Annotated in this window: 27 protein-coding genes and 1 other RNA gene; 12 read left to right on the top strand and 16 right to left on the bottom strand. The window is 68.1% G+C overall.

The annotated features are described in order from the left end of the window. Window positions 1-91: 91 nt before the first annotated feature. Window positions 92-2,086, bottom strand: coding sequence for a transketolase (tkt, locus tag AC1DJ5_RS00605; RefSeq protein WP_477019329.1), 1,995 nt, complete (start codon window positions 2,084-2,086; stop codon window positions 92-94). Between the two features lie 99 nt (window positions 2,087-2,185). On the opposite strand from tkt, the gene AC1DJ5_RS00600 reads away from it, so the two are divergent. From AC1DJ5_RS00600 to AC1DJ5_RS00580, 5 genes are all read left to right on the top strand, one after another. After that, complete coding sequence (locus AC1DJ5_RS00600) at window positions 2,186-2,443, top strand: hypothetical protein (RefSeq protein WP_477019328.1); 258 nt, start codon at window positions 2,186-2,188, stop codon at window positions 2,441-2,443. Continuing rightward, window positions 2,443-2,781, top strand: coding sequence for a cell division protein ZapA (locus AC1DJ5_RS00595; protein ID WP_441455796.1), 339 nt, complete (start codon window positions 2,443-2,445; stop codon window positions 2,779-2,781). The genes AC1DJ5_RS00600 and AC1DJ5_RS00595 overlap by 1 nt, the downstream gene beginning before the upstream one ends. A 164-nt stretch (window positions 2,782-2,945) precedes the next feature. After that, window positions 2,946-3,106: non-coding RNA, 6S RNA (ssrS, locus tag AC1DJ5_RS00590), on the top strand. 205 nt (window positions 3,107-3,311) lie between these two features. Next, window positions 3,312-3,857 (top strand): 5-formyltetrahydrofolate cyclo-ligase, encoded by a 546-nt coding sequence (locus AC1DJ5_RS00585; RefSeq protein ID WP_477019476.1) that lies wholly within the window; start codon window positions 3,312-3,314, stop codon window positions 3,855-3,857. After that, the gene (locus AC1DJ5_RS00580) at window positions 3,854-4,675 is read left to right on the top strand and encodes a TIGR00282 family metallophosphoesterase (RefSeq protein WP_477019327.1); all 822 of its coding nucleotides are present in this window, start codon (window positions 3,854-3,856) and stop codon (window positions 4,673-4,675) included. The genes AC1DJ5_RS00585 and AC1DJ5_RS00580 overlap by 4 nt, the downstream gene beginning before the upstream one ends. A 127-nt stretch (window positions 4,676-4,802) precedes the next feature. Here the strand turns inward: AC1DJ5_RS00580 and AC1DJ5_RS00575 are convergent, their stop codons facing one another. The 4 genes from AC1DJ5_RS00575 to AC1DJ5_RS00560 all read right to left on the bottom strand — a co-directional run bounded on the left by AC1DJ5_RS00575 (window position 4,803) and on the right by AC1DJ5_RS00560 (window position 9,694). Further along, window positions 4,803-6,188: a cytochrome P450 gene (locus AC1DJ5_RS00575; RefSeq protein WP_477019326.1), complete on the bottom strand. Its 1,386-nt coding sequence runs from the start codon at window positions 6,186-6,188 to the stop codon at window positions 4,803-4,805. 66 nt (window positions 6,189-6,254) lie between these two features. Then, the gene (locus AC1DJ5_RS00570) at window positions 6,255-6,629 is read right to left on the bottom strand and encodes an indole-3-glycerol-phosphate synthase (RefSeq protein WP_477019325.1); all 375 of its coding nucleotides are present in this window, start codon (window positions 6,627-6,629) and stop codon (window positions 6,255-6,257) included. Further along, entirely contained in the window at window positions 6,629-8,839 is a 2,211-nt protein-coding gene (gene purL / locus AC1DJ5_RS00565; RefSeq protein WP_477019324.1) for a phosphoribosylformylglycinamidine synthase subunit PurL, read from the bottom strand. The genes AC1DJ5_RS00570 and purL overlap by 1 nt, the downstream gene beginning before the upstream one ends. 57 nt (window positions 8,840-8,896) lie before the next feature. After that, window positions 8,897-9,694, bottom strand: a complete 798-nt coding sequence (locus AC1DJ5_RS00560) for a hypothetical protein (RefSeq protein WP_477019323.1) — start codon at window positions 9,692-9,694, stop codon at window positions 8,897-8,899. 121 nt (window positions 9,695-9,815) lie between these two features. On the opposite strand from AC1DJ5_RS00560, the gene AC1DJ5_RS00555 reads away from it, so the two are divergent. Next, window positions 9,816-10,103: a hypothetical protein gene (locus AC1DJ5_RS00555; RefSeq protein WP_477019322.1), complete on the top strand. Its 288-nt coding sequence runs from the start codon at window positions 9,816-9,818 to the stop codon at window positions 10,101-10,103. A 60-nt stretch (window positions 10,104-10,163) separates the two neighbouring features. Beyond that, complete coding sequence (locus AC1DJ5_RS00550; RefSeq protein WP_477019321.1) at window positions 10,164-11,237, top strand: aspartyl/asparaginyl beta-hydroxylase domain-containing protein; 1,074 nt, start codon at window positions 10,164-10,166, stop codon at window positions 11,235-11,237. Here the strand turns inward: AC1DJ5_RS00550 and purQ are convergent. The 4 genes from purQ to AC1DJ5_RS00530 all read right to left on the bottom strand — a co-directional run bounded on the left by purQ (window position 11,234) and on the right by AC1DJ5_RS00530 (window position 14,184). Next, window positions 11,234-11,896 (bottom strand): phosphoribosylformylglycinamidine synthase subunit PurQ, encoded by a 663-nt coding sequence (gene purQ / locus AC1DJ5_RS00545; protein WP_477019320.1) that lies wholly within the window; start codon window positions 11,894-11,896, stop codon window positions 11,234-11,236. The genes AC1DJ5_RS00550 and purQ overlap by 4 nt on opposite strands. 33 nt (window positions 11,897-11,929) lie before the next feature. After that, complete coding sequence (locus AC1DJ5_RS00540) at window positions 11,930-13,177, bottom strand: MFS transporter (protein WP_477019319.1); 1,248 nt, start codon at window positions 13,175-13,177, stop codon at window positions 11,930-11,932. A gap of 117 nt (window positions 13,178-13,294) precedes the next feature. Next, a complete protein-coding gene (locus tag AC1DJ5_RS00535; RefSeq protein ID WP_477019318.1) occupies window positions 13,295-13,720 on the bottom strand; it encodes a hypothetical protein in 426 nt (141 codons plus the stop codon). Then, window positions 13,717-14,184 (bottom strand): YbhB/YbcL family Raf kinase inhibitor-like protein, encoded by a 468-nt coding sequence (locus AC1DJ5_RS00530; RefSeq protein WP_477019317.1) that lies wholly within the window; start codon window positions 14,182-14,184, stop codon window positions 13,717-13,719. The genes AC1DJ5_RS00535 and AC1DJ5_RS00530 overlap by 4 nt, the downstream gene beginning before the upstream one ends. A 117-nt stretch (window positions 14,185-14,301) precedes the next feature. Here AC1DJ5_RS00530 and AC1DJ5_RS00525 point away from each other — a divergent pair, with 117 nt between their 5' ends. After that, entirely contained in the window at window positions 14,302-15,471 is a 1,170-nt protein-coding gene (locus AC1DJ5_RS00525; protein ID WP_477019316.1) for a class I SAM-dependent methyltransferase, read from the top strand. 168 nt (window positions 15,472-15,639) lie between these two features. On the opposite strand, the gene purS is transcribed toward AC1DJ5_RS00525, so the two are convergent. Both purS and purC read right to left on the bottom strand, forming a co-directional pair. Then, window positions 15,640-15,879 carry a phosphoribosylformylglycinamidine synthase subunit PurS gene (purS, locus tag AC1DJ5_RS00520; protein WP_441455775.1) on the bottom strand — a complete coding sequence of 80 codons (240 nt, stop codon included), beginning with the start codon at window positions 15,877-15,879 and terminating at the stop codon, window positions 15,640-15,642. Next, complete coding sequence (purC, locus tag AC1DJ5_RS00515) at window positions 15,879-16,637, bottom strand: phosphoribosylaminoimidazolesuccinocarboxamide synthase (protein ID WP_441455773.1); 759 nt, start codon at window positions 16,635-16,637, stop codon at window positions 15,879-15,881. The genes purS and purC overlap by 1 nt, the downstream gene beginning before the upstream one ends. Before the next feature lie 260 nt (window positions 16,638-16,897). On the opposite strand from purC, the gene AC1DJ5_RS00510 reads away from it, so the two are divergent. Continuing rightward, window positions 16,898-17,221, top strand: a complete 324-nt coding sequence (locus AC1DJ5_RS00510) for a DUF1476 domain-containing protein (protein ID WP_441455771.1) — start codon at window positions 16,898-16,900, stop codon at window positions 17,219-17,221. Window positions 17,222-17,242: 21 nt separating this feature from the next. Continuing rightward, the gene (locus AC1DJ5_RS00505; RefSeq protein ID WP_441455770.1) at window positions 17,243-17,398 is read left to right on the top strand and encodes an IPTL-CTERM sorting domain-containing protein; all 156 of its coding nucleotides are present in this window, start codon (window positions 17,243-17,245) and stop codon (window positions 17,396-17,398) included. A 75-nt stretch (window positions 17,399-17,473) separates the two neighbouring features. Here the strand turns inward: AC1DJ5_RS00505 and AC1DJ5_RS00500 are convergent, their stop codons facing one another. The 3 genes from AC1DJ5_RS00500 to purB form a co-directional block, all read right to left on the bottom strand. After that, window positions 17,474-18,103, bottom strand: coding sequence for a fasciclin domain-containing protein (locus AC1DJ5_RS00500; protein ID WP_477019315.1), 630 nt, complete (start codon window positions 18,101-18,103; stop codon window positions 17,474-17,476). Between the two features lie 129 nt (window positions 18,104-18,232). Beyond that, window positions 18,233-18,727, bottom strand: a complete 495-nt coding sequence (locus AC1DJ5_RS00495) for a DNA-deoxyinosine glycosylase (RefSeq protein WP_477019314.1) — start codon at window positions 18,725-18,727, stop codon at window positions 18,233-18,235. A 34-nt stretch (window positions 18,728-18,761) separates the two neighbouring features. Continuing rightward, window positions 18,762-20,063, bottom strand: coding sequence for an adenylosuccinate lyase (purB, locus tag AC1DJ5_RS00490; RefSeq protein WP_477019313.1), 1,302 nt, complete (start codon window positions 20,061-20,063; stop codon window positions 18,762-18,764). A 325-nt stretch (window positions 20,064-20,388) separates the two neighbouring features. On the opposite strand from purB, the gene AC1DJ5_RS00485 reads away from it, so the two are divergent. Both AC1DJ5_RS00485 and AC1DJ5_RS00480 read left to right on the top strand, forming a co-directional pair. Next, window positions 20,389-20,709: a DMT family transporter gene (locus AC1DJ5_RS00485; RefSeq protein ID WP_477019312.1), complete on the top strand. Its 321-nt coding sequence runs from the start codon at window positions 20,389-20,391 to the stop codon at window positions 20,707-20,709. Window positions 20,710-20,739: 30 nt separating this feature from the next. Next, window positions 20,740-21,396 carry a glutathione S-transferase family protein gene (locus AC1DJ5_RS00480; RefSeq protein ID WP_477019311.1) on the top strand — a complete coding sequence of 219 codons (657 nt, stop codon included), beginning with the start codon at window positions 20,740-20,742 and terminating at the stop codon, window positions 21,394-21,396. 190 nt (window positions 21,397-21,586) lie between these two features. Here AC1DJ5_RS00480 and AC1DJ5_RS00475 read toward each other — a convergent pair whose 3' ends face one another. Both AC1DJ5_RS00475 and AC1DJ5_RS00470 read right to left on the bottom strand, forming a co-directional pair. After that, window positions 21,587-23,314, bottom strand: coding sequence for a lytic transglycosylase domain-containing protein (locus tag AC1DJ5_RS00475; RefSeq protein ID WP_477019310.1), 1,728 nt, complete (start codon window positions 23,312-23,314; stop codon window positions 21,587-21,589). Window positions 23,315-23,407: 93 nt separating this feature from the next. Continuing rightward, entirely contained in the window at window positions 23,408-24,220 is an 813-nt protein-coding gene (locus tag AC1DJ5_RS00470) for a uracil-DNA glycosylase (RefSeq protein WP_477019309.1), read from the bottom strand. Between the last annotated feature and the right edge of the window lie 9 nt (window positions 24,221-24,229).

The raw sequence follows: 24,229 nt of genomic DNA, 5'->3' as shown, positions 1-24,229 counted from the left end.
ACCTTCTCCCGCAAGGGGAGAAGGATTTTTAGCGCGCTAACGCCTGAGGCTGCTTGAGGGCCTTCTCCCTCAAGGGGAGAAGGAAGTCGGGTTAAAGCCGCGCCTTGGCCGCTTCGACCACGGCCTCGGCGGTGATGCCGAACTCGCGGTAGAGGACTTCGGCCGGGGCCGAGGCGCCGAAGGACGACATGCCGACGAAGCCGCCGTCCTCGCCGATGAAGCGTTCCCAGCCCTGCTTGATCGCGGCTTCCACGGCGACGCGGACGGTGCCGCGACCGATGACGGCGTCCTGATAGGCCTTGGGCTGCTGCTCGAACAGTTCGAAGCAGGGGACCGAGACGACGCGGGTGGGCACGCCTTCGGCTTCCAGCGTTTCGGCGGCCTTCAGCGCCAGGGCGACTTCGGTGCCGGTGCCGAACAGGGTGACTTTCGCCTCGCCGTTGGCGGCCTTCAGCTCATAGGCGCCCTTGCGCGACAGATTTTCGCCCGCGTCGGTCAGACGGATCGCCGGGGTCTTCTGACGCGACAGGCACATGGCCGACGGCGTCTTCTTGTGCTGCAGGGCGACCTGCCAGCACTCCAGGGCCTCGACTGTGTCGGCGGGGCGGAAGACCATCAGGTTCGGGATGGCGCGAAGCGCCGCCAGGTGCTCGACCGGCTGGTGGGTCGGGCCGTCTTCGCCCAGACCGATGCTGTCGTGGGTCAGGACGTGGACCACGCGCACGCCCATCAGGGCGGCCAGGCGGATCGCCGGGCGGCTGTAGTCCGAGAAGACCATGAAGGTGCCGGCGTAGGGGATGACGCCGCCGTGCAGGGCCATGCCGTTCATGGCCGAGGCCATGCCGTGCTCGCGGACACCCCAGTTGACGTAACGACCGGCGTAGTCGGGCGCGTCCAGGATCTGGGTGTTCTTGACGAAGGTGTTGTTCGAACCGGTCAGGTCGGCCGAGCCGCCGATCAGTTCGGGGATGGCGGCGAACACCGTCTCCAGCGCCTCGCCCGACGACTGGCGCGTGGCCAGGGCGGGCTGGGTCGAGACCAGTTCCTTCAGCTTGGCGTCCAGAACCTCGAAGGCGCCGACCGGCAGGTCGCCGGCCATGGCGCGGGTGAAGTCGTCGCGCTGGGCGTGGTTCAGCAGGTGGGCTTCCCACGACTTGCGGGCCTTGGCGCCCTGCTTGCCGACCTTGGCCCAGGCCTTCTGGATGCCTTCAGGCAGTTCGAAGGGCGCGTGCGTCCACTTCAGGCCCAGACGGGTGGCGGCGATCTCGGCGGCGCCCAGGGCCGCGCCGTGGGTCTTGTGGCTGCCTTCCATGGTGGCGGCGCCTTTGCCGATCTTGGTCTTGCAGGCGATCAGGCTCGGCTTGGACTGCTTGGTGGCCCAGGCCAGGGCTTTCTTGATGGCGCCGTGGTCGTGGCCGTCGATGGCCTTCACCGCCCAGCCTGAGGCCTTGAAGCGGGCCAGCTGGTCGGTGGCGTCCGACAGCGACACCTTGCCGTCGATGGTGATTTCGTTGTCGTCCCACAGGACGGTGAGCTTGTTCAGCTTCAGGCGACCGGCCAGGGCGATGGCTTCCTGCGACACGCCTTCCATCAGGCAGCCGTCGCCGGCGATGACCCAGGTGCGGTGGTCGACCAGATCGTCGCCGAAGCGTGCGGCCAGATGGCGTTCCGCCAGGGCGAAGCCGACCGAGTTGGCGATGCCCTGACCCAGGGGGCCGGTGGTCGTCTCGATGCCGGTCATGTGACCGTATTCCGGGTGGCCGGCGGTCTTGGCGCCCCACTGACGGAAGTTTTCCAGCTGTTCCCTGGTCGCGTCCTTATAGCCCGTCAGGTGCAGCAGGCTGTAGATCAGCATCGAGCCGTGGCCGGCCGACAGGATGAAGCGGTCGCGGTCGGCCCAGTCGGGGCGGCTGGCGTCGAACTTGAGGAATTTCGAGTAGAGGACGGTGGCGACGTCGGCCATGCCCATCGGCATGCCGGGGTGGCCGCTCTTGGCCTTTTCAACCCCGTCCATGGCCAGGACGCGGATGGCGTCGGCCATCTGCTTGGGCGAAGGCTTTGCGAATGCGGCGAGAGCGTCGGTCATGGCGAGACCTTTCCTCAGGAAACAGGATATAGCGGGGCGGCGCCGCTTTACCCCGACGTGCGCACAGGTTCTATACGGAATCTGGATGAAAGGACCCCAATGGACGCCGTGACGGCCGCAAAGACACGCATCGACAAGGCCCTGGCCCTGCTGGAACGCAAGGTGCTGGAGCTGAAGGCGCGTCCGGCCACCGCCCCCGCCATCACCGACGACGACCTGTTTGCGCCGCGCCCGTCGAACATCGCCGACCTGGTGCGGATCGCCGAACTGGAGGCCGCGGGCCGTGACGCCGCCGAGGTCCTGGGCCGCGCCGCCGAGGCCGTGCGCGACGTTCTGGCCGAACAGGAGGCCCGCTGATGGCGACCGTCACAGTCGATGTTAACGGCCGTCCCTATGCCGTGGGTTGCGCCGACGGTCAGGAAGAGCGCGTCCGCATCCTGGCCAGACAGTTCGACAGCCATGTGCGCCAGATTTCCGGCGACGTGGGCCATGTCGGCGACCTGCGTCTGTTCCTCATGGCCGCGCTGATGCTGGCCGACGAACTGCACGAGGCGCGCCAAAGGCTCGAGAACGGCGAAGGCCCGGCGCCGCAGAACGGCCCGGTCAAGGCTCCGCCGCCGCCGGCCAGCGACGGCGTGGCCGAAGCCCTGAACGCCGTGGCGGCGCGGATCGAGAAGATCTGTCAGACGATCTGAACGTCCCTAACCGCCATCCCGGCCGCAGCCTAGCCAAGAGCCGGGACGGCCCAGGACGCCGCCTTTCTTGCGGTCCCGGATAAGCGCTGCGCGCTTTCCGGGATGACGGGCGGTGGTTCGCCATTGTTGAAACGCCCCGGACCCCCTATCTTGTCCAATGGCGGGTCCTGCTGCGGCTCACGTCGAAGACAACATTTCCTTCTGACCTTAATTCACTCAAAGGGATCTGTCCCTGACCGGGCTCGAGGGCTTGGTCACACGGAGCCCACCTGGCTACCCAGGTCGAGAGGATTTAAACGTTCTTCACGGCTCTTGCGGCGCCGCCACCCTCATTCTTTTTTGCGCTATCGTTCGCCCCGCGGGGGGCTTGTTGCTTGAGCGCACTTTCCTTCCTCGCCTCCTTTGCCGTCATCCTCGGGCTTGACCCGAGGATCGGGTTGCGCGACGCGCTCAACCTATCCGGCCTCAAGCGGGCCGTTGGGCTCGATCCTCGGGTCAAGCCCGAGGATGACGGGAGAAGGCAGAGCGTGATGACCTCCAAACACGAACTCCGTTCCTCCATGCGCGCGCTGCGCAAGCGGCTGGCCGAGGTCGACGGCGAAGCCGCCGAGCGTGCGGCGGGTCACGCCGAGGCCCTGCCGCCCGGCGCGACCGTCGCCCTCTATCGCGCCATGGGCTCGGAGCTGGATGCGGACGCCCTGGCTGTCGCCCTGCATCAGGCGGGCCGCCGCCTGTGCCTGCCGGTGGTGGTCGAGCGCGACGCCGCCATGATCTTTCGCGCCTGGACGCCGGGCGAGCCGCTGGAGTTGGACGCCGCAGGATGCCCCGCGCCTCTGCCGCTGAGCGAGATCGTCGTTCCCGACCTGATCCTGGCGCCGCTGCTGGCCTTCGACGCTCACGGCGGGCGGCTGGGGCAGGGGGGCGGCTATTACGACCGGACTTTTGCGAGCCTGCCGGACGCGGTCCGCGTCGGCCTCGCCTACGCCGGCCAGCAGGTCGAGCCGCTGACGCTGGAGCCGCATGACATGCGCCTGCATGGCGTTCTGACTGAGACCGGCTATAGAGCCTTCCAATGAGACTGGCATTTTTTGGTGACGTGGTCGGCAAGTCCGGGCGCGATGGACTTTCGGACCATCTTCCGGGGCTGAGGCGCGACCTCAAACTGGATTTCGTGGTGGTCAACGCCGAGAACGCCGCTGGCGGCTTCGGCATCACCGAGAACACGGCGCGCGAGATTTTCGCCGCCGGGGCCGACGTCCTGACCCTGGGCAACCACAGTTGGGACCAGCGCGAGGCCCTGACCTATATCGTGCGCGAGCCGCGCCTGATCCGTCCCGCCAACTATCCGCGCATGATGGACGCGCCGGGACGCGGCGCCGATGTCTTCATCACCGCCGACGGCCGCCGGGTGCTGGTCATCAACGTCCTGGGCCGCATCCACATGGACCCGATGGACGACCCGTTCGGCGCTGTGGAGCGCGAGCTGGAGGCCGCGCCTCTGGGCGTCGTCGCCGACGCCGTCATCGTCGACATGCACGCCGAGGCGACCAGCGAGAAGATGGGCATGGGCCACTTCTGCGACGGCCGCGCCAGCCTGGTGGTCGGCACCCACACCCACGTCCCGACCGCCGACTGCCAAATCCTGCCCCACGGCACGGCCTATCAGACCGACGCCGGCGGTTGCTGCGACTATGACTCGGTCATTGGCAACGACAAGGAAGAGCCGCTGCGCCGCTTCACCACTCGTCTGTCGGGTGGACGCTACGTCCCCGCCAGCGGCCCGGCCACCATCTGCGGCGTCTTCGTCGAGACCGACGACCGCACGGGTCTGGCCATCCGCGTCGAAGCCATCCGCGTCGGCGGCCGACTGAGCCAGGCCATCCCGCAGGTCTGAAACCCCGCGCCGTCATCCTCGGGCTTGACCCGGGGATCGGACCGTCCGTCTGCGCGACATCTGGAAGGGTGAGCGGGCCGCTGCGCTCGATCCTCGGGTCAAGCCCGAGGATGACGGAGGAGAGGGGCTAGCCCCGTCGCGCCCGCAGCCTCAGCCGCATCGGTTGGCGGCTGCGCAGGGTGATCTGGTGGGTGGGGCGCGGCTCGACGGGGGTGATGGCCTCGACCTCGGCGGCGTGCAGGATGGTCACGAGCGCGATCATCGCTTCCTGCAGGGCGAAGGCGGCGCCGATGCAGACGCGCGGCCCGGCGCTGAAGGGGATGTAGGCGTAACGGTCGATGGCCTTGCGGTTCTCGGGCAGGAAGCGTTCGGGGCGGAAGGCGTCGGGTTCCTCCCACAACGTCTCGTGGCGATGCAGGATCCACGGCGAGATGATGACGGCGGTGCCGGCCTCGATCGCCTGACCGCCGATCACGTCGGGCTTGAGCGCCAGCCGCATCAGGGTCGGAGCGGGCGGGAACAGGCGCATGGCCTCCTCGATCGCCGCCCGCGTCCAGGGCAGGCGCGCGGCCCAGTCGTCTTGGGCGGGGTCAAAGGCGTCGGCCTCGGTCTTCAGCCGCGCCGCGATCTCGGGGCTGCGGGAAATCAGATGCAGGGTCCAGCCCAGGGTCCGGGCCGTCGTCTCATGCCCCGCCAGGATGAAGGTCAGGATGTTGGCCGCCACCTCGCGGTCGGTCAGGGCGGCTCCATCGGTCTCGTCGCGCGCGGCCAGAAGCGCGGTCAGCAGATCGTCGGGGGCGGCCTGGCCGGCCTCCATCCGTTTGCGCCGGGCGGCGACCAGTGACGCCACCCTTTCCTCGAAGAAGCGCGCCGAGCCATAGCTGGCGGTGCGGCCCAGGCGCGGGATCCAGCCGGGGGCGTTGATCACGTCCAGCGGGTCGATGCGGGCGCCGATGCTGAGATAGCGGTTCAGCGCCTGCTCGAAGCCCTTGGCGTCGCCCGCCAACTCGTCCGAGAACAGGGCCGCCGACAGGATGTCGAAGGTCAGGCCCGACATCTCGCTGTCGATGTTCAGCACTCGCGCGCCGTAGTCCAGCTTCCATCCCGCGACCCGGGCGGCGCAGACCTGGGCCATGCGGCGGGCTGTCTTGGCCGTGCGGGCGGGGGTGAACAGGGGGGCCAGGATGCGCCGGGCGCGCCGCCAGACGTCGCCCTCGGTCAGCAGCAGCCCTTCGGCCAGCAGCGGGCCCAGAACCCGGCGCTGCAAGGCGCCCTTCTCATAATTGGAGGCGTTTTCGGTCAGGACGTGGCGCACGCCCTCGGGATGGCTGACCACCATCACCGTCCCCATTGGTCCCTTGCCGTAAAGCTGCGGTTCGGTGAAATGCCGCTCGGACCAGATCAGCAGGGGATCGCGCCAGCTCTGCCACAGGAAGGATAGGAAGGGCAGCGGCCGCGTCCGGCGCGGCGGCGTCCAGGGCCGGAATGGGGCGGTCGGCGCGGCGGCGGTCATGATCGCTCCTTCTCAGGATCGATCCATATGTGTTGACGATGGCGCCGAAAGGAAGGGCGTTCGGACCTATTGGGCCGCCTGCCGCGCCTCCAGCGCCCGCAACTGGCCTTCCTCGGCCTTCAGGTCGCCGGTCAGTTGGGCCTTGAGCGCGGGGTCGGTGGTGGCGGCGAGCAGGGCGCGGGTGTCCGCGACGGCCTGACGGCGCGCGGCGATCAGGCGCGAAAGCTCGTCGACGGGGGCTGTGGCCGGTTGAACGGAGGCGCGCCGCGCGGCGGCCGCCTGTTCTTCCTCAGTGGTCTTCAGCGCCGCCGCGTGCCGGGCGGCGGAGGCGTCGCGCAGGGCGTGCTGGACCGGGTCGCCGCCCTCGATGTCGCAGGCGGCCGTGAGGGCCGCGCTGGCGACGACGAGAGCGACGGCGCCAATCCGCGCCCTTGCGCGCATCAGCCCTCGATCCAGTTCGGCATCCAGCTTTCGTGGATCTCGCGCAGGTGGTCGACGGGGATGCGGTACAGCTCGCCCTTCGGCCCCGACGAGGCGAAGTCGCGACCCTTGGCCACGCCGACGACCGAGGCGTGCAGCCCGGCGTCCTTGGCTTGCGCCAGCAGGGGGGCGGCGTCGGCCACGGCGACCAGATAGCGGGCCTGGTCTTCGCCGAACAGGAAGGCGTGGGCGTGCGCAGCGCTGGAGGCGTTCAGTTCGATGCCGACGTCGGATGCCAGGGCCAGATCGGCGGCGGCGCCGACCAGTCCGCCGTCGGACAGGTCGTGGACCACGGTCAGTTCGCCAGCCTCGATCAGGCCGCGCACGAAGTCGCCGGTCTTGCGTTCCAGCTTCAGGTTGACCGGCGGCGGGGCGCCTTCTTCACGGCCCAGAACCTCGCGCAGATAGATGGACGAGCCCAGCTCGCCGACCGTCTCGCCGATCAGGACCAGGACATCGCCCTCGGCCATGCCGCTGAAGCTGGTCACGACGTCATAGTTGCTCAGCAGGCCGACCGCGCCGACCGTGGGGGTCGGCGGAATGGCGACGCCGTTGGTCTCGTTGTAGAGGCTGACGTTGCCGCTCACGACGGGGAAGTCCAGCTCGCGGCAGGCCTCGGCCATGCCGTCGGTGGCGCGCACGATCTGGCCCATGATCTCGGGGCGCTGCGGGTTGCCGAAGTTGAGGTTGTCGGTGATGGCGATGGGGCGCGAGCCCACGGCGGTCAGGTTGCGCCACGCTTCTGCAACCGCTTGCTTGCCGCCTTCATAGGGGTCGGCCTGGACATAGCGCGGGGTGCAGTCGCTGGTCACGGCCAGGCCCTTGTCCGTGCCGTGGACGCGGACCACGCCGGCGTCGGCGCCGGTCGAGGAGTCCTGCAGGGTGTCGGCCATGACGTGACGGTCGTACTGTTCCCAGATCCAGCGCTTGGACGCCATGTCGGGGCAGGCGATGACCTTGATCACCGCGTCGTTCCAGCTTTCCGGGGCCGGGACTTCCGCCGGGTCGAGGCGCGGCTGCAGCTCGGGCTGGACCCAGGGGCGGTCATACAGGGGGGCGTCGTCGAACAGCGGGGCCAGCGGCACGTCGCAGACGATTTCGCCGTGGTGACGCAGCACCAGATGGCCGGTGTCGGTGGTCTTGCCGATGACGGCGAAGTCCAGGCCCCACTTCTGGAAGATGCGATAGCCGACATCCTCGAAGCCCGGCTTCAGGACCGCCAGCATCCGCTCCTGGCTTTCCGACAGCATCATCTCATAGGCGGTCATGCCCTCTTCGCGCTGGGGCACCTTGTTGAGGTCCAGCTCGACGCCGACGCCGCCCTTGCCCGCCATCTCCACGGACGAAGACGTCAGACCCGCCGCGCCCATGTCCTGGATGGCGGCGACCGCGCCCGAGGCCATCAGCTCCAGCGTGGCCTCGATCAGCAGCTTCTCGGCGAAGGGGTCGCCGACCTGGACGGTGGGGCGCTTCGCTTCCGACTCGTCGTCGAACTCGGTCGAGGACATGGTGGCGCCGTGGATGCCGTCGCGGCCCGTCTTGGAGCCGAAGTAAACCACGTCGTGGCCCGCTTCCGGCGCGGCCGAATAGTAGATCTCATCGGCCTTGGCGATGCCCACGCACATGGCGTTGACCAGGATGTTGCCGTTGTAGCCCTTGTGGAAGTTGGTCTCGCCGGCGACCGTCGGCACGCCGACGCAGTTGCCATAGCCGCCGATGCCGGAGACCACGCCCTTGACCAGGCGCTTGGTCTTCTCGTGCGACGGTTCGCCAAAGCGCAGGGCGTTCAGCAGGGCCACCGGGCGGGCGCCCATGGTGAAGACGTCGCGCATGATGCCGCCCACGCCCGTCGCCGCGCCCTGATAGGGCTCGATATAGGAGGGGTGGTTGTGGCTCTCCATCTTGAAGATGCAGGCGTCGCCGTCGTCGATGTCGATGACCCCGGCGTTCTCGCCCGGGCCGCAGATGACGCGCGGTCCCGTGACCGGGAACTTCATCAACTGCTTCTTGGAGGATTTGTAGGAGCAGTGCTCGGACCACATCACCGAGAAGACGCCCAGCTCGACATGGTTGGGCTCTCGGCCCAGCCGGTCCAGCAGGACCTGATACTCGTTCGGAGCCAGACCGTATTCAGCGGCCAGTTCAGCGGTGGTCTTTTGCGGAGCGCTCATGGGCGGGGCTTCTAGCCGGGTCTGAGCCTCCTGTCAGCCCGGCGCGATCCCAACAGTTCAATGAGGACGCTCGATCCCGCGTTTCAGGCTGAAGACGAGGATGACGGCGACGACGACCAGGAGGAAGGCGGCGCCCAGGGCGGTGAAGGCCAGGACCGGATTCCGCGCCTGTTCCGCCACGAAGGCGCCTACCAGACCCCAGGCGATGGGCAGGGGATAGGCCAGGGTCCGCAGGCTCATCGTCACCGCCGCCCCGACCAGCACCACGACCACGACGGCGGCGATGGCCCAGCCGGTGGGCGACAGGACGGCGGGCAGGGCGTCGAAGGCCGTGGCCGTGGTGATCAGGTTCAGCGGCGAGGCGATGGTCAGCCATCCCGCCAGCGCCGCCAGCGGCCAGATCAGGAACCAGCGATCGCGGTCCATCGCGCCCGTCGTCCGAATGGTCTGAGCGACCGCCAGCAGGGGAACCAGCAGGGCCAGCAGCGACGCGAAGATGATGACGACGCTGGCCGCCTTAAGGTCAAGGGCGGCGGCCACGATCCACATGCCGATGCCGAACAGCGCTACGGCCGAGGGCCAGCCCATCCGATTGATCAGCGCGCTTTCGCCCGTCTGCGGCAGAGCCTGCCGCCCGGCGTAGATCAGCAGGCCCAGATAGATCAGGCCCCAGATCGAAAAGGCGTAGCCCGCCACCTGCAGCGTCTGATTGCCGTCCGCCGCGAACTCGGCCTGCGACAGGCCGAAACCGCCCAGGTTCTGCACAATGGGAATCACGACGGCGAAGACGGCGGCGGCCAGGACGACCAGTCGCCGGGTCCTCTGGGCGGGCGTGGGGCGTTCGATGGCGGACATGGACGGCGTCTCCGGCTCAGCTTCGCCCTACTTACGCGCCGGGCGCGGGTTTGGTTCACCGGAACCGCGAGGCGCGCGCCCCGCTTAGTTCAGGACAGACCCCTTGCAAAGGAGATGCGCCATGGCCGATCCGAAACGCCCCGAGGAGGAACCGCCGGTCACGAGCGACGACGGCGAGCCGAGCGAAGTCGAAACCAACCGAGCTCTGGAACAGGGGCTGGGCGTCGGCGCGCGCGAGTTGGCGGCGATCCACGAATCCGGCGCCGAGGGCACGCTGGAGCGCGCCGAAGACGCTGAACCCGGGTCTGAGGACGAGGAGCCCGAACTGGACGGCGACGCCCTGGGGCGCAGCGCCAGCGTTCTGGACGAAGACGACGAGGAGCAGTCGTCGAAAACCTCGGACGCCTGATCGTCACTGGCGCTTGACCACGCTGGCCGATCATCGTTCCATCAGCGGATGCAGAGCGATGTGCGTCCGGCCGATCCCCAGACCTTGCTGACGCAGGCCCGCGCCGCGCGCGACCGTTCCGACTTCTCCGCCCTTTCCGCCTGCGCCGAGGCCCTGCTGCGGGTGAACCCGCGCGATCCGTGCGCCCTGGTGCTGAAGGCGGACGCCTTGGCCGGTCAGGGCGACGCACGCTCGGCCATGACCTTCTACGGCGCCGCCCTGGCGCAGGGGCGGGTGATGACTGCGCCGCCGCCCGATATGCGAGCCGAGCTGGAGCGCGCGGTCCAGGCCCAGGCCGAGGGCGCGCGGCGGTTCGAACGGGGCCTGTGTGATGGACTGCAGGCGCGCGGGTTTGACCCGGCGACGTCCAGCGCGCGTTTCGCCGCCTCGCTGGACCTGATGACCGGCAAGCGTCGGCTCTACTATCAGCAGCCGAAATTCTACATGTTCCCGGGCCTGCCGCAGATCGAGTTCCAGCCGCGCGAGACGGTCGACTGGCTGGGCGGGGTCGAGGCGGCGGCGCCGGCGATCCGGGCCGAACTGGACGCCGTCCTGGCCGAACCGGCCCTGTTCGCCCCCTATGTCGAGGATCGCTCCAACCGGCCGAAAAGCGATCAGGCGGGGATGCTGGAGAACGCCGCGTGGAGCGCGGTCTTCCTGTGGAAGGACGGGGCAGAGGTCCCCGCGATCGCCGCCCGCTGTCCCGAGACGATGCGGGCTTTGGCGAAAGCGCCCCTGTGCCGCATCCCGGGCCGCTCGCCGTCGATCCTGTTTTCGAAGCTTCAGGCGGGCGCGAAGATCCCGCCGCACCACGGCCTGATCAACACGCGGCTGATCTGCCACCTGCCGCTGGTCGCGCCGCCCGGCTCGCAGTTCCGCGTCGGGGGCGAAACGCGGGAATGGAAAGAGGGGCAGGCCTGGGCCTTTGACGACACCATCGAGCACGAGGCGTGGAACGACAGCGGCCGCGACCGCACCATCCTGATCTTCGACGTGTGGAAACCCGAGATCACCGCCGAGGAGCAGGACCTGATCCGCGCCCTGTTCGCCGTCATCGACGCAGCCGGAGGCGGCGCGCCGAAGCTGGGGGTTTAGGCCGCGGCGTAGATGCTCTGGAACAGGGTCGCGCCGTCGGCGGAGCCCAGTTCGGCTTCAAAGGCGCGGTCGGGGTGGGGCATCATGCCCAGGACGTTGCCGCGCTCGTTCTGCAGGCCGGCGATGTCGGCGACCGAGCCGTTGGGGTTGTCGACGTAGCGGAAGACCACCTGGCCCTCGCCCTCGATCCGCTTCAGCGTCTCTTCGTCGGCGAAATAGTTACCGTCGCCGTTGCCCTGGGTCATGACGACTTCGCGCTGGCCTTGATAGCCCGAGGTGAAGCGGGTCTGGCCGTTGGCGACGGTCAGGCTGATCGGTTTGCAGACGTATTTCAGTCCGGCGTTCTTCAGCAGGGCGCCCGGCAGCATGCCGGCTTCGCACAGGACCTGGAAGCCGTTGCAGATGCCCAGGACGGCGACGCCGTCGTCGGCGGCCTTCTTGACCGCCTGCATGATCGGAGCCTGGGCCGCCATCGCGCCGCAGCGCAGATAGTCGCCGTAGGAGAAGCCGCCCGGCAGGACGATCAGGTCCAGGCCCGTGGGCAGTTCGGTCTCGGCGTGCCAGACCATTTGGACCTGTTCGCCAGTGGAACGTTCGATGGCGACCTTGCAGTCGCGATCACAGTTGGAACCGGGGAAGACGATGACGGCTGCGCTCATGGGCGGGGCTCCTAGCATCATTTGATGGGGATGTCAGGCGTGGCTTTGGACCGTCTTGCGTCCGGTCACCCAGGCGACGACCCAGACCGCGAAACCGCCCAGCGACAGGCCGACGCCGACCCAGCCGGTCGAGGTCCAGCCCCAGCCCGCCGCCACGGCCATGCCGCCCAGCAGGGGGCCGATGGCGTTGGCGGTGTTGAAGGCCGAGTGGTTCAGGGCGGCGGCCAGGGTCTGCGCATCGCCGGCCACGTCCATCAGCCGCGTCTGCAGCACCGAGCCCAGCCCGCCGCCGCCGCCGATCAGGAAGACCACGATCAGCATGGCCCACAGGTGCGGAGCCGCGAACGGATACAGGGCCAGCGCCGCCGCGCTCCACAGCAGCAGCCCGCCCGCCGCCTTCATGCCGTAACGGTCGGCGGCCCAGGCCCCCAGCAGGTTGCCGGTCAGCATGCCGAGGCCGAACACGGCGAAGACCCAGGGCAGGACCTCAGGCCCGACGCCGGTCACGGCGATCAGGGTCGAGGCCAGATAGGCATAGACCGCGAACATCCCTCCAAAGCCCACGGCGCCGACGCCCAGGGTCAGCCAGACATGGCCTCGCTTCAGGGCGCCCAGCTCGCGCATCGGGCTGGCGTCGGCGTGGGCCGGATCGCGCGGGGCGAACAGGGCGACCAGAGCCATGGTGACGATCGCCAGCACGCTGACGATGGCGAAGGTCCAGCGCCAGCCGAAACTATGGCTGACGGCGGTGGCGACCGGCACGCCGACCACGGTGGCCACGGTCAGGCCCAGCAGGATGGTCGAGACGGCGCGCGTTCTGAGCCTGAGCGGCACCAGCGACGCCGCCACCAGCGCCGCCACCCCGAAATAGGCCCCGTGCGGAATGCCGCTGAGGAAGCGGAAGGCCAGCATCCACTCATAGGTCGGCGCGATGGCGCTGAGGGCATTGCCGACGGCGAACAGGGCCATAAAGCCAATCAGCAGCAGCCAGCGCGGCGCGCGTGCGCCCATAACCGCCAGGATCGGCGCCCCCACGACCACGCCGGCGGCATAGGCGCTGATGACGTGGCCGGCGGTCGGCTCATCGACGCCCAGACCTGCCGCGAAGTCGGGCAGGACGCTCATGGCTGCGAACTCGGTGACCCCGATGGCGAAACCGCCCATGGCCAGGGCCAGCAGCACCAGCGCCACCTTGCCGGGGGCGGCCAGCGCCGCCGAGACGACGGCTGGAGAACCCCCGTCGACATCGTCGAGACAGGGGGCGGCGTCGGTGGGGGGCATGAACTATCGCAATGCAACAAATTTTACGCTGCGTCGCAAAATAGGGAGCGAGACCCAAGGCGCAACCTTGGCCGGGCGATCAGCCTCATCACGCTTTGTATGCGGCGGCGGCCCCATTCAGGCCAGGCTGGCGCGAACCCTGGGGTGCGACATCGACAGGCCCAGGGTCTGGGCGGCGTAAAGCTCCAGCAGCAACCGGTCCTGATCATCGGGCAGAGGCAGCCAGCGCGCCGCGATCGGCTCGCGGCGGCCGTGGCGAGGCGGAGGTTCGCTGACGCTGATCCGGAGGACGCCGCCGCCGACAGGTCGGTGCACCCTGGCCGCCAGCGACAGCCGCACCGACGGCGCCAGCATCCGCCGTTCCTCCAGATGCGGCGGGCTGCCGACGTGAATCGGCTCGTCCCCGTGATAAAAGACATAGACCGCGGCGCGGGTCGGCAGCCGCGCGCGGGTAAGCGGGTGCAGCGGCTGCTCCATCAGGCTGCGGAACAGGTCAGGGACCGCCGCCAAGCGCTGGTCGTGATCCTTGAGCGCGAGCGTCACCCGCCGGTGTTTTCGTAGGTGGCGGTGATCGAGGCCTTGGCCAGGGTGTGGAAGTGCAGGTTGAAGCCGAAGACGGCGCCGGAATCGGCGTTGCTTACGTTCAGCCTGTCCGTGTCCACGGCGAAGACAGTGAAGACATAGCGGTGCGGCCCATGACCCGGCGGCGGAGCGGCGCCGCCGAAGCCCGGCTCGCCAAAGTCCGTGCGGCCCTGAACCGCGCCCCTGGGCAGATCGGCGCCCGCGGCCAGTTCGGTCACGTCGGCGGGAATATTCGCCACCGTCCAGTGCCAGAAGCCCGAACCGGTCGGGGCGTCCGGGTCGAAACAGGTGATGGCGAAGCTTTTCGTGCCGGCCGGCACGCCGGACCAGGACAACTGGGGCGAGGTATTGCCCTGCGCCATCACCTGGGCGTCGGGCAGGACGTCGCCGTCGCGAAAATCGGCGGAGGTGAGGGTGAAGGTCATCGGCGGGGCTCCCTTGTTCTTTGGCAGTGAACGGAACGGTCGGGGTTTGACACCGTTGCGTTGCGACAGTCTGTTCCTAAGCTAAGCTTCATCGACGTTCAAAGCGCGGAGAGCCGGATGCTGCAGTCCCTTCTCGACCGAACCTTCCGCACGCGCGCCATCCGGGTGCGGCTACCCGACGGACGCGAGTTGACGGCGGGACCGGGCGAGCCCGAACTCACGGCGGTGATCACGGACGGGAAGGCGGCGCTGGCCATTGCGGCCAATCCCGACCTGGCGATGGGCGAGGCCTTCATGGACGGCGCCTTTCGGGTCGAAGGCGGCGACATCTACGACTTCCTGCAACTGGCCGCCTCGCAGATGGCGCTCCGTCCCCGCGTGCCGAAGCTGGGCCTGCTGGAGCGCATTCGCCGAGGCGCAGAACAGGCCAACGATCGGCGGCATGCGCGTCAGAACGTGCATCATCACTATGACCTGACGGTCGACTTCTATCGGCTGTTTCTGGACGAGGACCTGCAATACTCCTGCGCCTTCTTCGAAGCGCCGGATGCGACGCTGGAGCAGGCCCAGGTCGCCAAGAAGCGCCGTCTGATCGACAAGCTGCTGTTGTCGCCGGGGCAAACGGCGCTGGACATCGGTTGCGGCTGGGGCGGACTGGGCCTGTCGCTGGCTGATCGCGGCGCGCGCGTCACGGGCGTGACCCTGTCCACTGAACAGCACCGTACGGCCAATGATCGGGCCGCCGCGCGCGGCCTGTCGGCGCAGGCGGAGTTCCGGCTTCAGGACTATCGCGACCTGAACCAGACCTTCGACCGCATCGTTTCGGTCGGCATGTTCGAACATGTCGGCGTGCCGAACTACGACGAGTATTTCCAGACCGTCGCACGTCTCCTGGACGACGACGGCGTGGCCGTGATCCACTCCATCGGACGCAAGAATCCGCCGATGCGCACCCAGCCGTGGATTCGGAAATACATCTTCCCCGGCGGCTATATCCCGCCTTTGTCCGAGGTCTTGCCGGCCATCGAGCGGTCGGGCCTGTGGGTCACGGACATGGAGGTGCTGCGGCTGCACTATGCCGAGACGCTGAAGAACTGGCGCGCCCGTTTCCTCGCCCGCCGCGACGAGGCGCTGACCATGTATGACGAGCGCTTCTGCCGGATGTGGGAATACTACCTCGCCTCCAGCGAAGTCGCCTTCCGTGAGTTGGGGCACATGGTCTTCCAGCTGCAGCTGACGAAGAAGCAGACGGCTGTGCCGCTAAGCCGGGATTATCTCTGCGAATGAGCTCCTCCCCCCCCCCCCCCCCCCATGAAATGGGGAGGTGGCGCGGGGGCGAAGCCGGCGTGACGGAGGGGCTTGATTTGCGAGGGGCTGGTCCCTCCACCACTTCGTGGTGAAAACAAAAAAGGCCGCCCCGAAGGGCGGCCTTGATCGTCTGATGTGTTCTCGCCGTCAGGCGACTTCGATCCGGTAGCTTTCGATGACCGTGTTGGCCAGCAGGGTGTCGCACATGCGCTTCACCTCGGCTTCCTTGTCGGCGACGCTGTCGTCGAGGTCGAACTCGATCATCTTGCCGACGCGGGCGTTGGCGACGCCGGTCCAGCCCAGACCCTGCAGGGCGCCTTCGACGGCCTTGCCCTGAACGTCCAGCACGCCGGGTTTCAGGAAGACGTGAATCTTGACCTTGGCCATTAGTGCAGTCCTCCTTGGATCACGGTCGGCATGTCCTTCATGATGCCGAGGCGGCGGGCCACCTCGGTGTAGCTTTCGATCACGTCGCCCAGGTCGCGACGGAAGCGGTCCTTGTCCAGCTTCTCGCCGGTGTTGCTGTCCCACAGGCGGCAGGAGTCCGGGCTGATCTCGTCGGCCAGGATGACGCGGGCGAAGTCGTTTTCCCACACCCGGCCGAACTCGATCTTGAAGTCCACCAGGGTGATGCCGACGGCGCCGAACATGCCGCACAGATAGTCGTTGACGCGGACCGTCATGGCCAGGATGTCGTCCAGTTCCTGGGTCGTGGCCCAGTTGAACGCGGTGATGTGCTCTTCCGTCACCATCGGGTCGTTCAACTCATCCTTCTTGTAATAGAATTCGATGATCGAACGGGGCAGGGGCGTGCCCTCTTCCTGGCCCAGGCGGGTGGCGAGCGAGCCAGCGACGATGTTGCGGCAGACGACTTCCAGCGGAATGATCTCGACTTCGCGGATCAGTTGCTCGCGCAGGTTCAGGCGCTTGATGAAGTGGTTGGTCACGCCGATGCCGTTCAGGCGCGACATGATGAACTCGCTGATGCGGTTGTTGATCACGCCCTTGCCTTCCAGCACGGCCTTCTTCTGGGCGTTGAACGCGGTCGCGTCGTCCTTGAAATACTGGATCAGCGTACCCGGCTCGGGACCCTCGTAAAGGATCTTGGCCTTGCCCTCGTAGAGCTTCTTGCGCTTGGAATTCATGGTCGTGTCCCGGAAGGGAAGAAAACAGACTGTCCTCAAGACGAAAAACGCGCGGCCCGACGGCTATGGGCGGCGCGATCCTGAATCGACGACGGTATATAAGATCGCACGCCCTTTAACCGAAGGGCGTCTGTGACACAAATATCCTCCCGCGACGCGGCGTCGGAACCGCGACCGCAAGTCCGGTTGCGTTCGGACGGAAGGGGGCTATAGACGGGCCATGCGGACCTCGCTTCGTCCGCCACTGGAGTGACGACCGCATGACGACCTTCGACGATCGGGAAAAGGGCTACGAGTCCAAATACGCCCTCGATCAGGAACAAGAGTTCAAGGCCATCGCGCGTCGCAACAAGATGCTGGGCCTGTGGGCGGCCGAGAAGATGGGCCTGTCGCCGGACAGCGCCGACCAATACGCCCAAGCCGTGGTCCGCGCCGATTTCGAGCAGCCGGGCGAGGAAGACGTCTTCCGCAAGGTCGCCGGCGACTTCAAGGGCTCGGGCCTGACCGTGTCCGAAGGCGAGCTGCGCTCCAAGATGGACGAACTGGCCTCGATCGCCCGCGAACAGATCCGCGCCGGCGAATAAGCCTTCGAACGAGAAGCGTCCTTGGCTGAGCTTCTCGTTCAATCAACGCATTGGCAGTTCGCCGCCCCCACCGCCGTGCCTACCACGAGTGAATGGACACTGTGGGGTCTGACGGGCCTGCTGCTGATCGGCGGCGGCGTCTTCGCCTCGCGCCGGTTCCGCGCGACGGCGGTCTGATCTTCGGATCAGCAAGAAACAAGGCCGCTGCCGTTCTCCGGCAGCGGCCTTTTGCATTGAGCAACGCGGATACGGCTACTTCGGCATCAGCACCGTGTCGATGACGTGGACCACGCCGTTCGACTGGCCGACGTCGGCCTGGGTGATGGTCGCTTTCCCGCCCTTGGCGTCGGTGATCTCCCACCTGCCGCCGCCGGCGTCCTTGACCATCAGCTTCTCACCCTCGACGGTGGTCAGGGTGGCCGTGCCGCCGCCCTTCTGGGCCTCGGCGGCGATATCGGCGGCGGTCAGACGGCCGGGCACGACGTGATAGGTCAGGATCTTGGTCAGGGCCGCCTTTTCAGCCGGCTTCATCAGGTTGTCGCGCGTAGCTGCCGGGATCTTGTCGAAGGCGGCGTTGTCCGGCGCGAAGACGGTGAAGGGGCCGGCGCCTTCCAGGGTGCCGGTCAGGCCTGCGGCCTTGAGAGCGCTGACCAGGGTGCTCAGGTTCGGGGCCTTGGAGGCGTTGGCGACGATGGTTTCCGTCGGGCTCATGGCCACGCCGCCGACCATGGGTTCGGTTGAGGCCGGCTCCATCGCCGTCGGTTCCGGGGGCATGGCTTCGACCGGCGCCTGTTCCTTCTTGGGCTGGTTGTTGCAGGCGGCCACCGCCAGCAGGGCGGCGGCGGACACGGTGACGAGGGTGGCGGTGCGGATCATCTTCATGGCGTCTCTCTCCATCGACAGCCGCTCATGGGGCGGCGGCTTCGGGGAGAACTACGGTTCAGGACCGCAAAAGGATGCGTCCTACTTCAAATTATCCGGCGCGGCCCGTGATCGACCGGTCCCAACCGTTCAGGACAGAAAGCGCGCAAGCGTCGACCATTGCCGGCGTTTTTCCTCGAACGGGCGCGCATGGGCGGGGCTGGAGGAGGGCAGGTCGACCAGGGCGGCCGTGATCGCCGACCCCGCCAGAATACGCCGCCCCAACTGCGCCGCCTTGCCGCCGTTGAAGGCGATGGCCTCAAGCTTCGGCAAAGCAGCAGCTAGACCGGGCAGGTCGGCGTGGACCGGCAGGCGAATGGCCGTGTCCAGACTGCCGATCCGCTCGGCCTCGGCCACCGTGTCCCACAGGCCGACGCCGCGTGCCCGGAGTACTGCCAGACGGTCGGCGTAGGCGCGCTGATGCAGGTCCGGCTGATCCAGCAGGTCGCCCATCAGCCGCCAGAAGGCGTTTCGGGGATGGGCGTAATACTGGCCGACCGCCAGCGAGGCCTCGCCAGGCAGGCTGCCGAGGATCAGCAGTCGGGTGTTCGCATCGACAACCGGATCGAAGGCGCGCTTTCGCATGGTCACGCGCCTCCGCTGTTCCGGGGTGGAGGGCTCAGCCCTCGCCGAAGACGCGCTTGAACACCACGTCGACGTTCTTGGTGTGATAGTCGAGGTCGAACAGGGCTTCCAGTTGGTCGGCGGGCAGGGTGACGCGGGCGTCGGCCTTGAGGAAGTCGAGGAAGGCGCCTTCGCCGCGCCAGACCTTCATGGCGTTCTCCTGAACCGCCGCATAGGCGTCTTCGCGCGACACGCCGGCCTGCGTCAGGGCCAGCATGACCCGCTGCGAGTGCACCAGACCGCCCAGGCGGTCGATGTTCTTCTGCATGTTCTCGGGATAGATGTTCAGGCGTTCGATCACGCCCGCCAGACGGTGCAGGGCGAAGTCCAGGTGGACCGTGGCGTCGGGGCCGATGCCGCGCTCGACCGACGAGTGGCTGATGTCGCGCTCGTGCCACAGGGCGACGTTTTCCATGGCCGGGACCACAGCCGAGCGGACCAGACGAGCCAGGCCGGTCAGGTTCTCGGTCAGGATGGGGTTGCGCTTGTGCGGCATGGCCGACGAGCCTTTTTGGCCCTTGCCGAAGAATTCTTCGGCTTCCAGCACCTCGGTGCGCTGCAGGTGACGGATTTCGACGGCCAGGCGCTCGATCGACGAGGCGACGACGCCCAGGGCGGCGAAATAGGCGGCGTGACGGTCGCGCGGGATGACCTGGGTCGAGACGGGCTCGACGGCCAGACCCATCTGGTCGGCGACGTATTGTTCAACGGCCGGATCGACGTTGGCGAAGGTGCCGACGGCGCCCGAGATGGCGCAGGTGGCGATTTCCTCGCGCGCCGTGATCAGGCGGCGCTTGGCGCGCTGGAACTCGGCGTGATAGCCGGCCAGCTTCAGGCCGAAGGTCACGGGCTCGGCGTGAATGCCGTGCGAACGGCCGACGGTCGGGGTGTATTTGTGTTCCTTGGCGCGGACTTCCAGCGCGGCCAAGACGCGGTCGACGCCGCCCAGCAGCAGGTCGGTCGAGCGCGCCAGCTGCACCGCAAAACAGGTGTCCAGCACGTCCGAGGAGGTCATGCCCTGGTGCAGGAAGCGGGCTTCCTCGCCGACGATTTCCGACACATGGGTCAGGAAGGCGATGACGTCATGCTTGGTGGTGCGTTCGATCTCGTCGATGCGGTCGGCATCGAAGACCGCGTCCTTGCCCTTGGCCCAGATGGCGTCGGCGGCGTCCTGCGGGATCACCCCCAGCTCAGCCATCTTGGTGGCGGCGTGGGCCTCGATCTCGAACCAGATCTTGTACTTGGTCTCTTGCGACCAGATGGCGACGGCGTCGGGGCGGGTATAGCGCGTGATCATGGACCGGTCGTGTCGGTCCAGAGGGGCAGGGAGTCAAGGCGGCTAGGACTTTCCAGCTTCAAGAATCCTTCTCCCCTTGCGGGAGAAGGTGGCCCGTCAGGGCCGGATGAGGGGTTGCGCGACGTCGGCAGCACCCATTGCAGGACAGCGTGAGAGACCCCTCATCCGTCAGGCTTCGCCTGCCACCTTCTCCCGCAAGGGGAGAAGGAGGGTTGGTCTTGACTTCCACCCGCCCTGTCCCAGATAGCGGCCTCAGAGGACGACCTCTCCCTTCTAGGGCATGACCGCCGGGACGACCCGGCTCGCCATGCAAGGGAGCCTCGTCATGGCCTGGATTTTCCTTCTTCTCGCCGGCGGCCTCGAAGTCGTCTGGGCCTTTCTGATGAAGGCGTCCGACGGGTTCACCAAGCCCTGGCCCACGGTCGGGACCATCGCCTTCATGGTCGTCAGCTTCGGCCTGCTGTCGATGGCGATGAAGACCCTGCCGCTGGGCACGGCCTACGCCATTTGGACCGGCATCGGCGCGGTGGGCGCCTTCGTCGTCGGCGTCATGGTGCTGGGCGAGGCGCTGACGCCCATGCGCATCGGCGGGGTGGCGCTGATCGTCTCGGGCCTGGTTGTGCTGAAGCTCGCGTCCAGCCATTGATAGGCGACAGCCTGACAGGGAAAGACGGCCATGGAACTGGTGATCGGCGACAAGCTCTATTCCACATGGTCCTTGCGGCCGTGGCTGGTGCTGAAGCGCTGCGGCGCGGACTTCGTCGAGACGGTGGTGCGCCTGAACCGGCCCGACACCGCCGAACAGATCGCCCGTCATTCCCCCGCCGGTCGCGTGCCGGTGCTGAAGGTCGACGGCGAGACCATCTGGGACAGTCTGTCGATCTCGGTCTGGTGCGCCGAACGCTTCCCCGAGGCCCGGCTGTGGCCCGCCGACGCCCATGCGCGCTGGCAGGCCCGGTCGGTGACGTGCGAGATGCATTCCGGCTTCATGGCCTTGCGCACCGAGTGCGGCATGGCGCCCGATCATTCCATGGTCGGTCCCGACCGCTGCCCGGCCCCGACTAGCGAGGCGGTCGCCGCCGACATCCGCCGCCTGGTGCAGATCTTCCGCGAGGCGCGCGCCCGGTTCGGCGCCGACGGGGAATACCTCTATGGCGAATGGTCGATCGCCGACGCCTTCTTCACGCCGGTGGCGGCGCGCTTCCGTCATTTCCAGATCGACCTGGCGGCCCATGGCGACACGGACGGCGTGGCGCGCGCCTATGTCGACGCCCTGCTGGCTCAGCCCGACTTCATCGCCTGGGGCGAGGACGCCGTGGCTAACGCGGCTTAACCTCGGCCGAAAACCGACGATTAACGAGTGATGTTGCAGGCTGTTCTCACGGCGGGAGGCCGTGGGGGACGGGCGATGCGGACGATCAGCAGAAACACGGACTGGGGCCGGACGGCGCGCGGTTATTTCTTCGCGGCCCTGGCCTTCGCCTTCGTCTGGGCCATGCTGCTGTCCAGCGTGGTCTGACGACCTAACGCGTACCGCCGACCGTCGTGGCCTCGGCCACCTGCAGAGGGACGGGCGGCGGCGCGACATAGTCCAGGCGGATCGGCACGGCCTTGGCGCCTGACGCCACGGCGTCCAGCGTGTTCAGCGGCGCGCCTAGCATCCGCTGATAGATCCAGTAGGCCGCCACGACCTTCTCTACGTATTCGCGGGCCTGGGGCACGTCGATCGTCTCGATCAGCAGCAGGGGATCGGCGTCCGGCCCCAGCTTGCGGATCGCCGCCAGCATCGGTCCCGGTCCGGCGTTGTAGGAGGCCACGGCCTTGAGCAGATCGCCCTGGAAGGACTCGATCTGGAACAGGCGGTTCACGTAGTCCTGACCCAGCTTCAGGTTGGTCGCGGGCGTGAACAGCCGCTCGGGATTGCGGACGTAGCCCTGATCCCCGGTCATGTAGGCGGCGGTCGCCGGCATCACCTGCATCATGCCATAGGCGCCGGCCCCGGACCGGGCGCTGGCGTTGAAGTCGGTTTCCTTGCGCGCGATGGCGTAGACCAGCGCCTTTTCGACGGTGAAGCCGCCCTCGGGCGAGAGCTCCGGCATGGGATAGCGGGTCGCGTCGATGCGGCTGGCCTCGGCCTGGGCCGCGCGGTTGGGAGCGACGGTGCGGTAAAGACCGGCCCACAGGCGGCGCGCGCCGTCGTCGCCGGCCGACCGCATGCCGTCGCGCGCGGCCTGTTCGGCGTCGCTGCGGCGGCCCACTTCGTACAGGGCCACCGTGCGGCGCGCCGTCTCGTCGGTCTGGATGAAGGCGTTCAGTTCGCGCGTCTCCACGCCCGTCGGCTCGGGCGTGAAGCCGGCGCGTTGCAGCGTCGCCGTATAGGCGCGCGGCCCCAGGTTCTCGATGACCGGCTCTTCGCCCAACTGGCGCAGGGCGACCTGGCCGTAGAAGGTGGCGGGCCAGCGCGCCGCCTGGCGCAGATATTCGACGACGCGGTCCTGACGGCCCGACTGACCGGCGGCGCGGGCAGTCCAGAAGGCGGCGCCGGCGCGCACCCAGGGATCCTCGGTCGGGTCCTGGCTCACGCGCTCGAAGGCGCGGAAGGCGTTGGAAAATTCGTGCAGCCGCCAGGCGGCCAGACCGGCGCTCCACCAGTCGCCCATCTCGACGCCGGTGCGATAGGCGCCCGCGAGGTCGTCGTTGTTCAGCGCCACGCGCGCGGCCTTGGCCGGATCGGTCACGCCGCCGTCGTTCGAGGCGGCCCCCGTCACGCCGGCCCCCGTCACGCTGGCCCAGGTCCGCTCCAGCAGGTTGCCGGGGCGTTTCGGTTCGGGCGCGCCGTCGGGGATGCGGCGCATGGCCAGCGTATAGACGCGCTGGGCCATGGGCAGGTCGGCATAGGTCTCGAGCCAGGCCGTCAGTTCGTCATAGGTAGCGACGTGGGTGGGGTGGAACAGGCGTTCGAACTCGACCTGACCCAGCAGGACGCGGTCGCGAGCCTGACGCGCCGAGGTGCGGGCCAGCTCCAGATCGCCGCGCCGCAGGGCGTCGAAGGCGGTGGTGTAGCTGAGGCGATCTTCGCTGCTCAGGGCCGTGGGCGTCCGATCCGAATCGTTGGCGATATAGGCGGTCCCGCCGCTGTCAGCCCCTCCGTCAGCCGCCCGCCCGTCATTAGCCAGAGCGGCGGGCGCAACCGTGGCGCAGAGCGCAGCGGCGAGCAGAGGCGCGAGGCTCGCGCGGCGGAAAAGGTACATACGCGGCGGCCCCCTTCGTCGGCGCCGCTCCCGTCTCGACTCGGGATTGTCAGCGCTCTGTGGACTGGTCGACAGCCGCCGACCATGCCTGAATCAGCGGTTGGGCTCAACCTGAGCCGTATCCAGACGCGCCGCCAGCGACAGCATGTCGGCCCAGGCGACCCGTTTCGCCTGCGGCTGTCGCAGCAGGAAGGCGGGGTGCAGGGTGGCGAGAACGGGGGCCGAAACCCCGCCTTCGGCCAGGCGCCATTCGCGCCACTGGCCGCGAATCTTCATCAGACCCTCGTCGGTGTTCAGCACCGATTTCGCCGCCGCCGCTCCGACCAGCAGCACGGCCTTGGGCCGCATCAGGGCGAAGGCGCGCTCCAGGAAGGGGGCGCAAACGGCCTGTTCATGCGGCGTGGGCAGGCGATTGCCGGGCGGCTTCCAGAAGACGGTGTTGGTCATGAAGGCCTGATCCGCCAGACCCGCCGCCGCCAGCATCCGGTCCATCAACTGCCCGGCCTGTCCGACGAAGGGCTCGCCGCGCAAGTCCTCGGTCTCGCCCGGCGCCTCGCCGATCAGCAGGATGGAGCCGCTCGGATTGCCGCGCGCGAACACCGCCTGTTTCGCGCCCATGGCCCTTAACGGGCAGCCCTCGAAGGCGGCCACGGCGTCGGCCAATTCGTCCATCGTCGTCGCGGCCGCAGCCAGACGGCGCGCCTCGTTCACTGCGTCCGCGCCGGACAGAGCGCCATGGATGGCGGTGATCGACGCGGTCGCCCGCTGCACCGTCTGGGCCACGGGCGGCGCCACGAAGACCGTGCGATCGACCGGCGCGTCCAGATAGCAGGCGTCCACCCCCGCATCGCGCCAGAAGGCGAGCAGGGCTTCGGTCGCGGCGGTGTCGAGGGGCTGGGGCGTCATTCCGCGACA

This window comes from Brevundimonas sp. 01N35, from assembly GCF_056399785.1.
The sequence above is the reverse complement of the archived record's forward strand: the minus strand, read 5'-3'. Positions and strand labels throughout refer to the sequence as shown.

What these genes read in the sequence shown, in the direction of transcription:
- tkt (WP_477019329.1), bottom strand. Translation starts at nt 2,086, where the DNA reads ATGACCGACGCTCTCGCCGCATTCGCAAAGCCTTCGCCCAAGCAGATG.
- AC1DJ5_RS00600 (WP_477019328.1), top strand. Translation starts at nt 2,186, where the DNA reads ATGGACGCCGTGACGGCCGCAAAGACACGCATCGACAAGGCCCTGGCC.
- AC1DJ5_RS00595 (WP_441455796.1), top strand. Translation starts at nt 2,443, where the DNA reads ATGGCGACCGTCACAGTCGATGTTAACGGCCGTCCCTATGCCGTGGGT.
- AC1DJ5_RS00585 (WP_477019476.1), top strand. Translation starts at nt 3,312, where the DNA reads ATGACCTCCAAACACGAACTCCGTTCCTCCATGCGCGCGCTGCGCAAG.
- AC1DJ5_RS00580 (WP_477019327.1), top strand. Translation starts at nt 3,854, where the DNA reads ATGAGACTGGCATTTTTTGGTGACGTGGTCGGCAAGTCCGGGCGCGAT.
- AC1DJ5_RS00575 (WP_477019326.1), bottom strand. Translation starts at nt 6,188, where the DNA reads ATGACCGCCGCCGCGCCGACCGCCCCATTCCGGCCCTGGACGCCGCCG.
- AC1DJ5_RS00570 (WP_477019325.1), bottom strand. Translation starts at nt 6,629, where the DNA reads ATGCGCGCAAGGGCGCGGATTGGCGCCGTCGCTCTCGTCGTCGCCAGC.
- purL (WP_477019324.1), bottom strand. Translation starts at nt 8,839, where the DNA reads ATGAGCGCTCCGCAAAAGACCACCGCTGAACTGGCCGCTGAATACGGT.
- AC1DJ5_RS00560 (WP_477019323.1), bottom strand. Translation starts at nt 9,694, where the DNA reads ATGTCCGCCATCGAACGCCCCACGCCCGCCCAGAGGACCCGGCGACTG.
- AC1DJ5_RS00555 (WP_477019322.1), top strand. Translation starts at nt 9,816, where the DNA reads ATGGCCGATCCGAAACGCCCCGAGGAGGAACCGCCGGTCACGAGCGAC.
- purQ (WP_477019320.1), bottom strand. Translation starts at nt 11,896, where the DNA reads ATGAGCGCAGCCGTCATCGTCTTCCCCGGTTCCAACTGTGATCGCGAC.
- AC1DJ5_RS00540 (WP_477019319.1), bottom strand. Translation starts at nt 13,177, where the DNA reads ATGCCCCCCACCGACGCCGCCCCCTGTCTCGACGATGTCGACGGGGGT.
- AC1DJ5_RS00530 (WP_477019317.1), bottom strand. Translation starts at nt 14,184, where the DNA reads ATGACCTTCACCCTCACCTCCGCCGATTTTCGCGACGGCGACGTCCTG.
- AC1DJ5_RS00525 (WP_477019316.1), top strand. Translation starts at nt 14,302, where the DNA reads ATGCTGCAGTCCCTTCTCGACCGAACCTTCCGCACGCGCGCCATCCGG.
- purS (WP_441455775.1), bottom strand. Translation starts at nt 15,879, where the DNA reads ATGGCCAAGGTCAAGATTCACGTCTTCCTGAAACCCGGCGTGCTGGAC.
- purC (WP_441455773.1), bottom strand. Translation starts at nt 16,637, where the DNA reads ATGAATTCCAAGCGCAAGAAGCTCTACGAGGGCAAGGCCAAGATCCTT.
- AC1DJ5_RS00510 (WP_441455771.1), top strand. Translation starts at nt 16,898, where the DNA reads ATGACGACCTTCGACGATCGGGAAAAGGGCTACGAGTCCAAATACGCC.
- AC1DJ5_RS00500 (WP_477019315.1), bottom strand. Translation starts at nt 18,103, where the DNA reads ATGAAGATGATCCGCACCGCCACCCTCGTCACCGTGTCCGCCGCCGCC.
- AC1DJ5_RS00495 (WP_477019314.1), bottom strand. Translation starts at nt 18,727, where the DNA reads ATGCGAAAGCGCGCCTTCGATCCGGTTGTCGATGCGAACACCCGACTG.
- purB (WP_477019313.1), bottom strand. Translation starts at nt 20,063, where the DNA reads ATGATCACGCGCTATACCCGCCCCGACGCCGTCGCCATCTGGTCGCAA.
- AC1DJ5_RS00485 (WP_477019312.1), top strand. Translation starts at nt 20,389, where the DNA reads ATGGCCTGGATTTTCCTTCTTCTCGCCGGCGGCCTCGAAGTCGTCTGG.
- AC1DJ5_RS00480 (WP_477019311.1), top strand. Translation starts at nt 20,740, where the DNA reads ATGGAACTGGTGATCGGCGACAAGCTCTATTCCACATGGTCCTTGCGG.
- AC1DJ5_RS00475 (WP_477019310.1), bottom strand. Translation starts at nt 23,314, where the DNA reads ATGTACCTTTTCCGCCGCGCGAGCCTCGCGCCTCTGCTCGCCGCTGCG.
- AC1DJ5_RS00470 (WP_477019309.1), bottom strand. Translation starts at nt 24,220, where the DNA reads ATGACGCCCCAGCCCCTCGACACCGCCGCGACCGAAGCCCTGCTCGCC.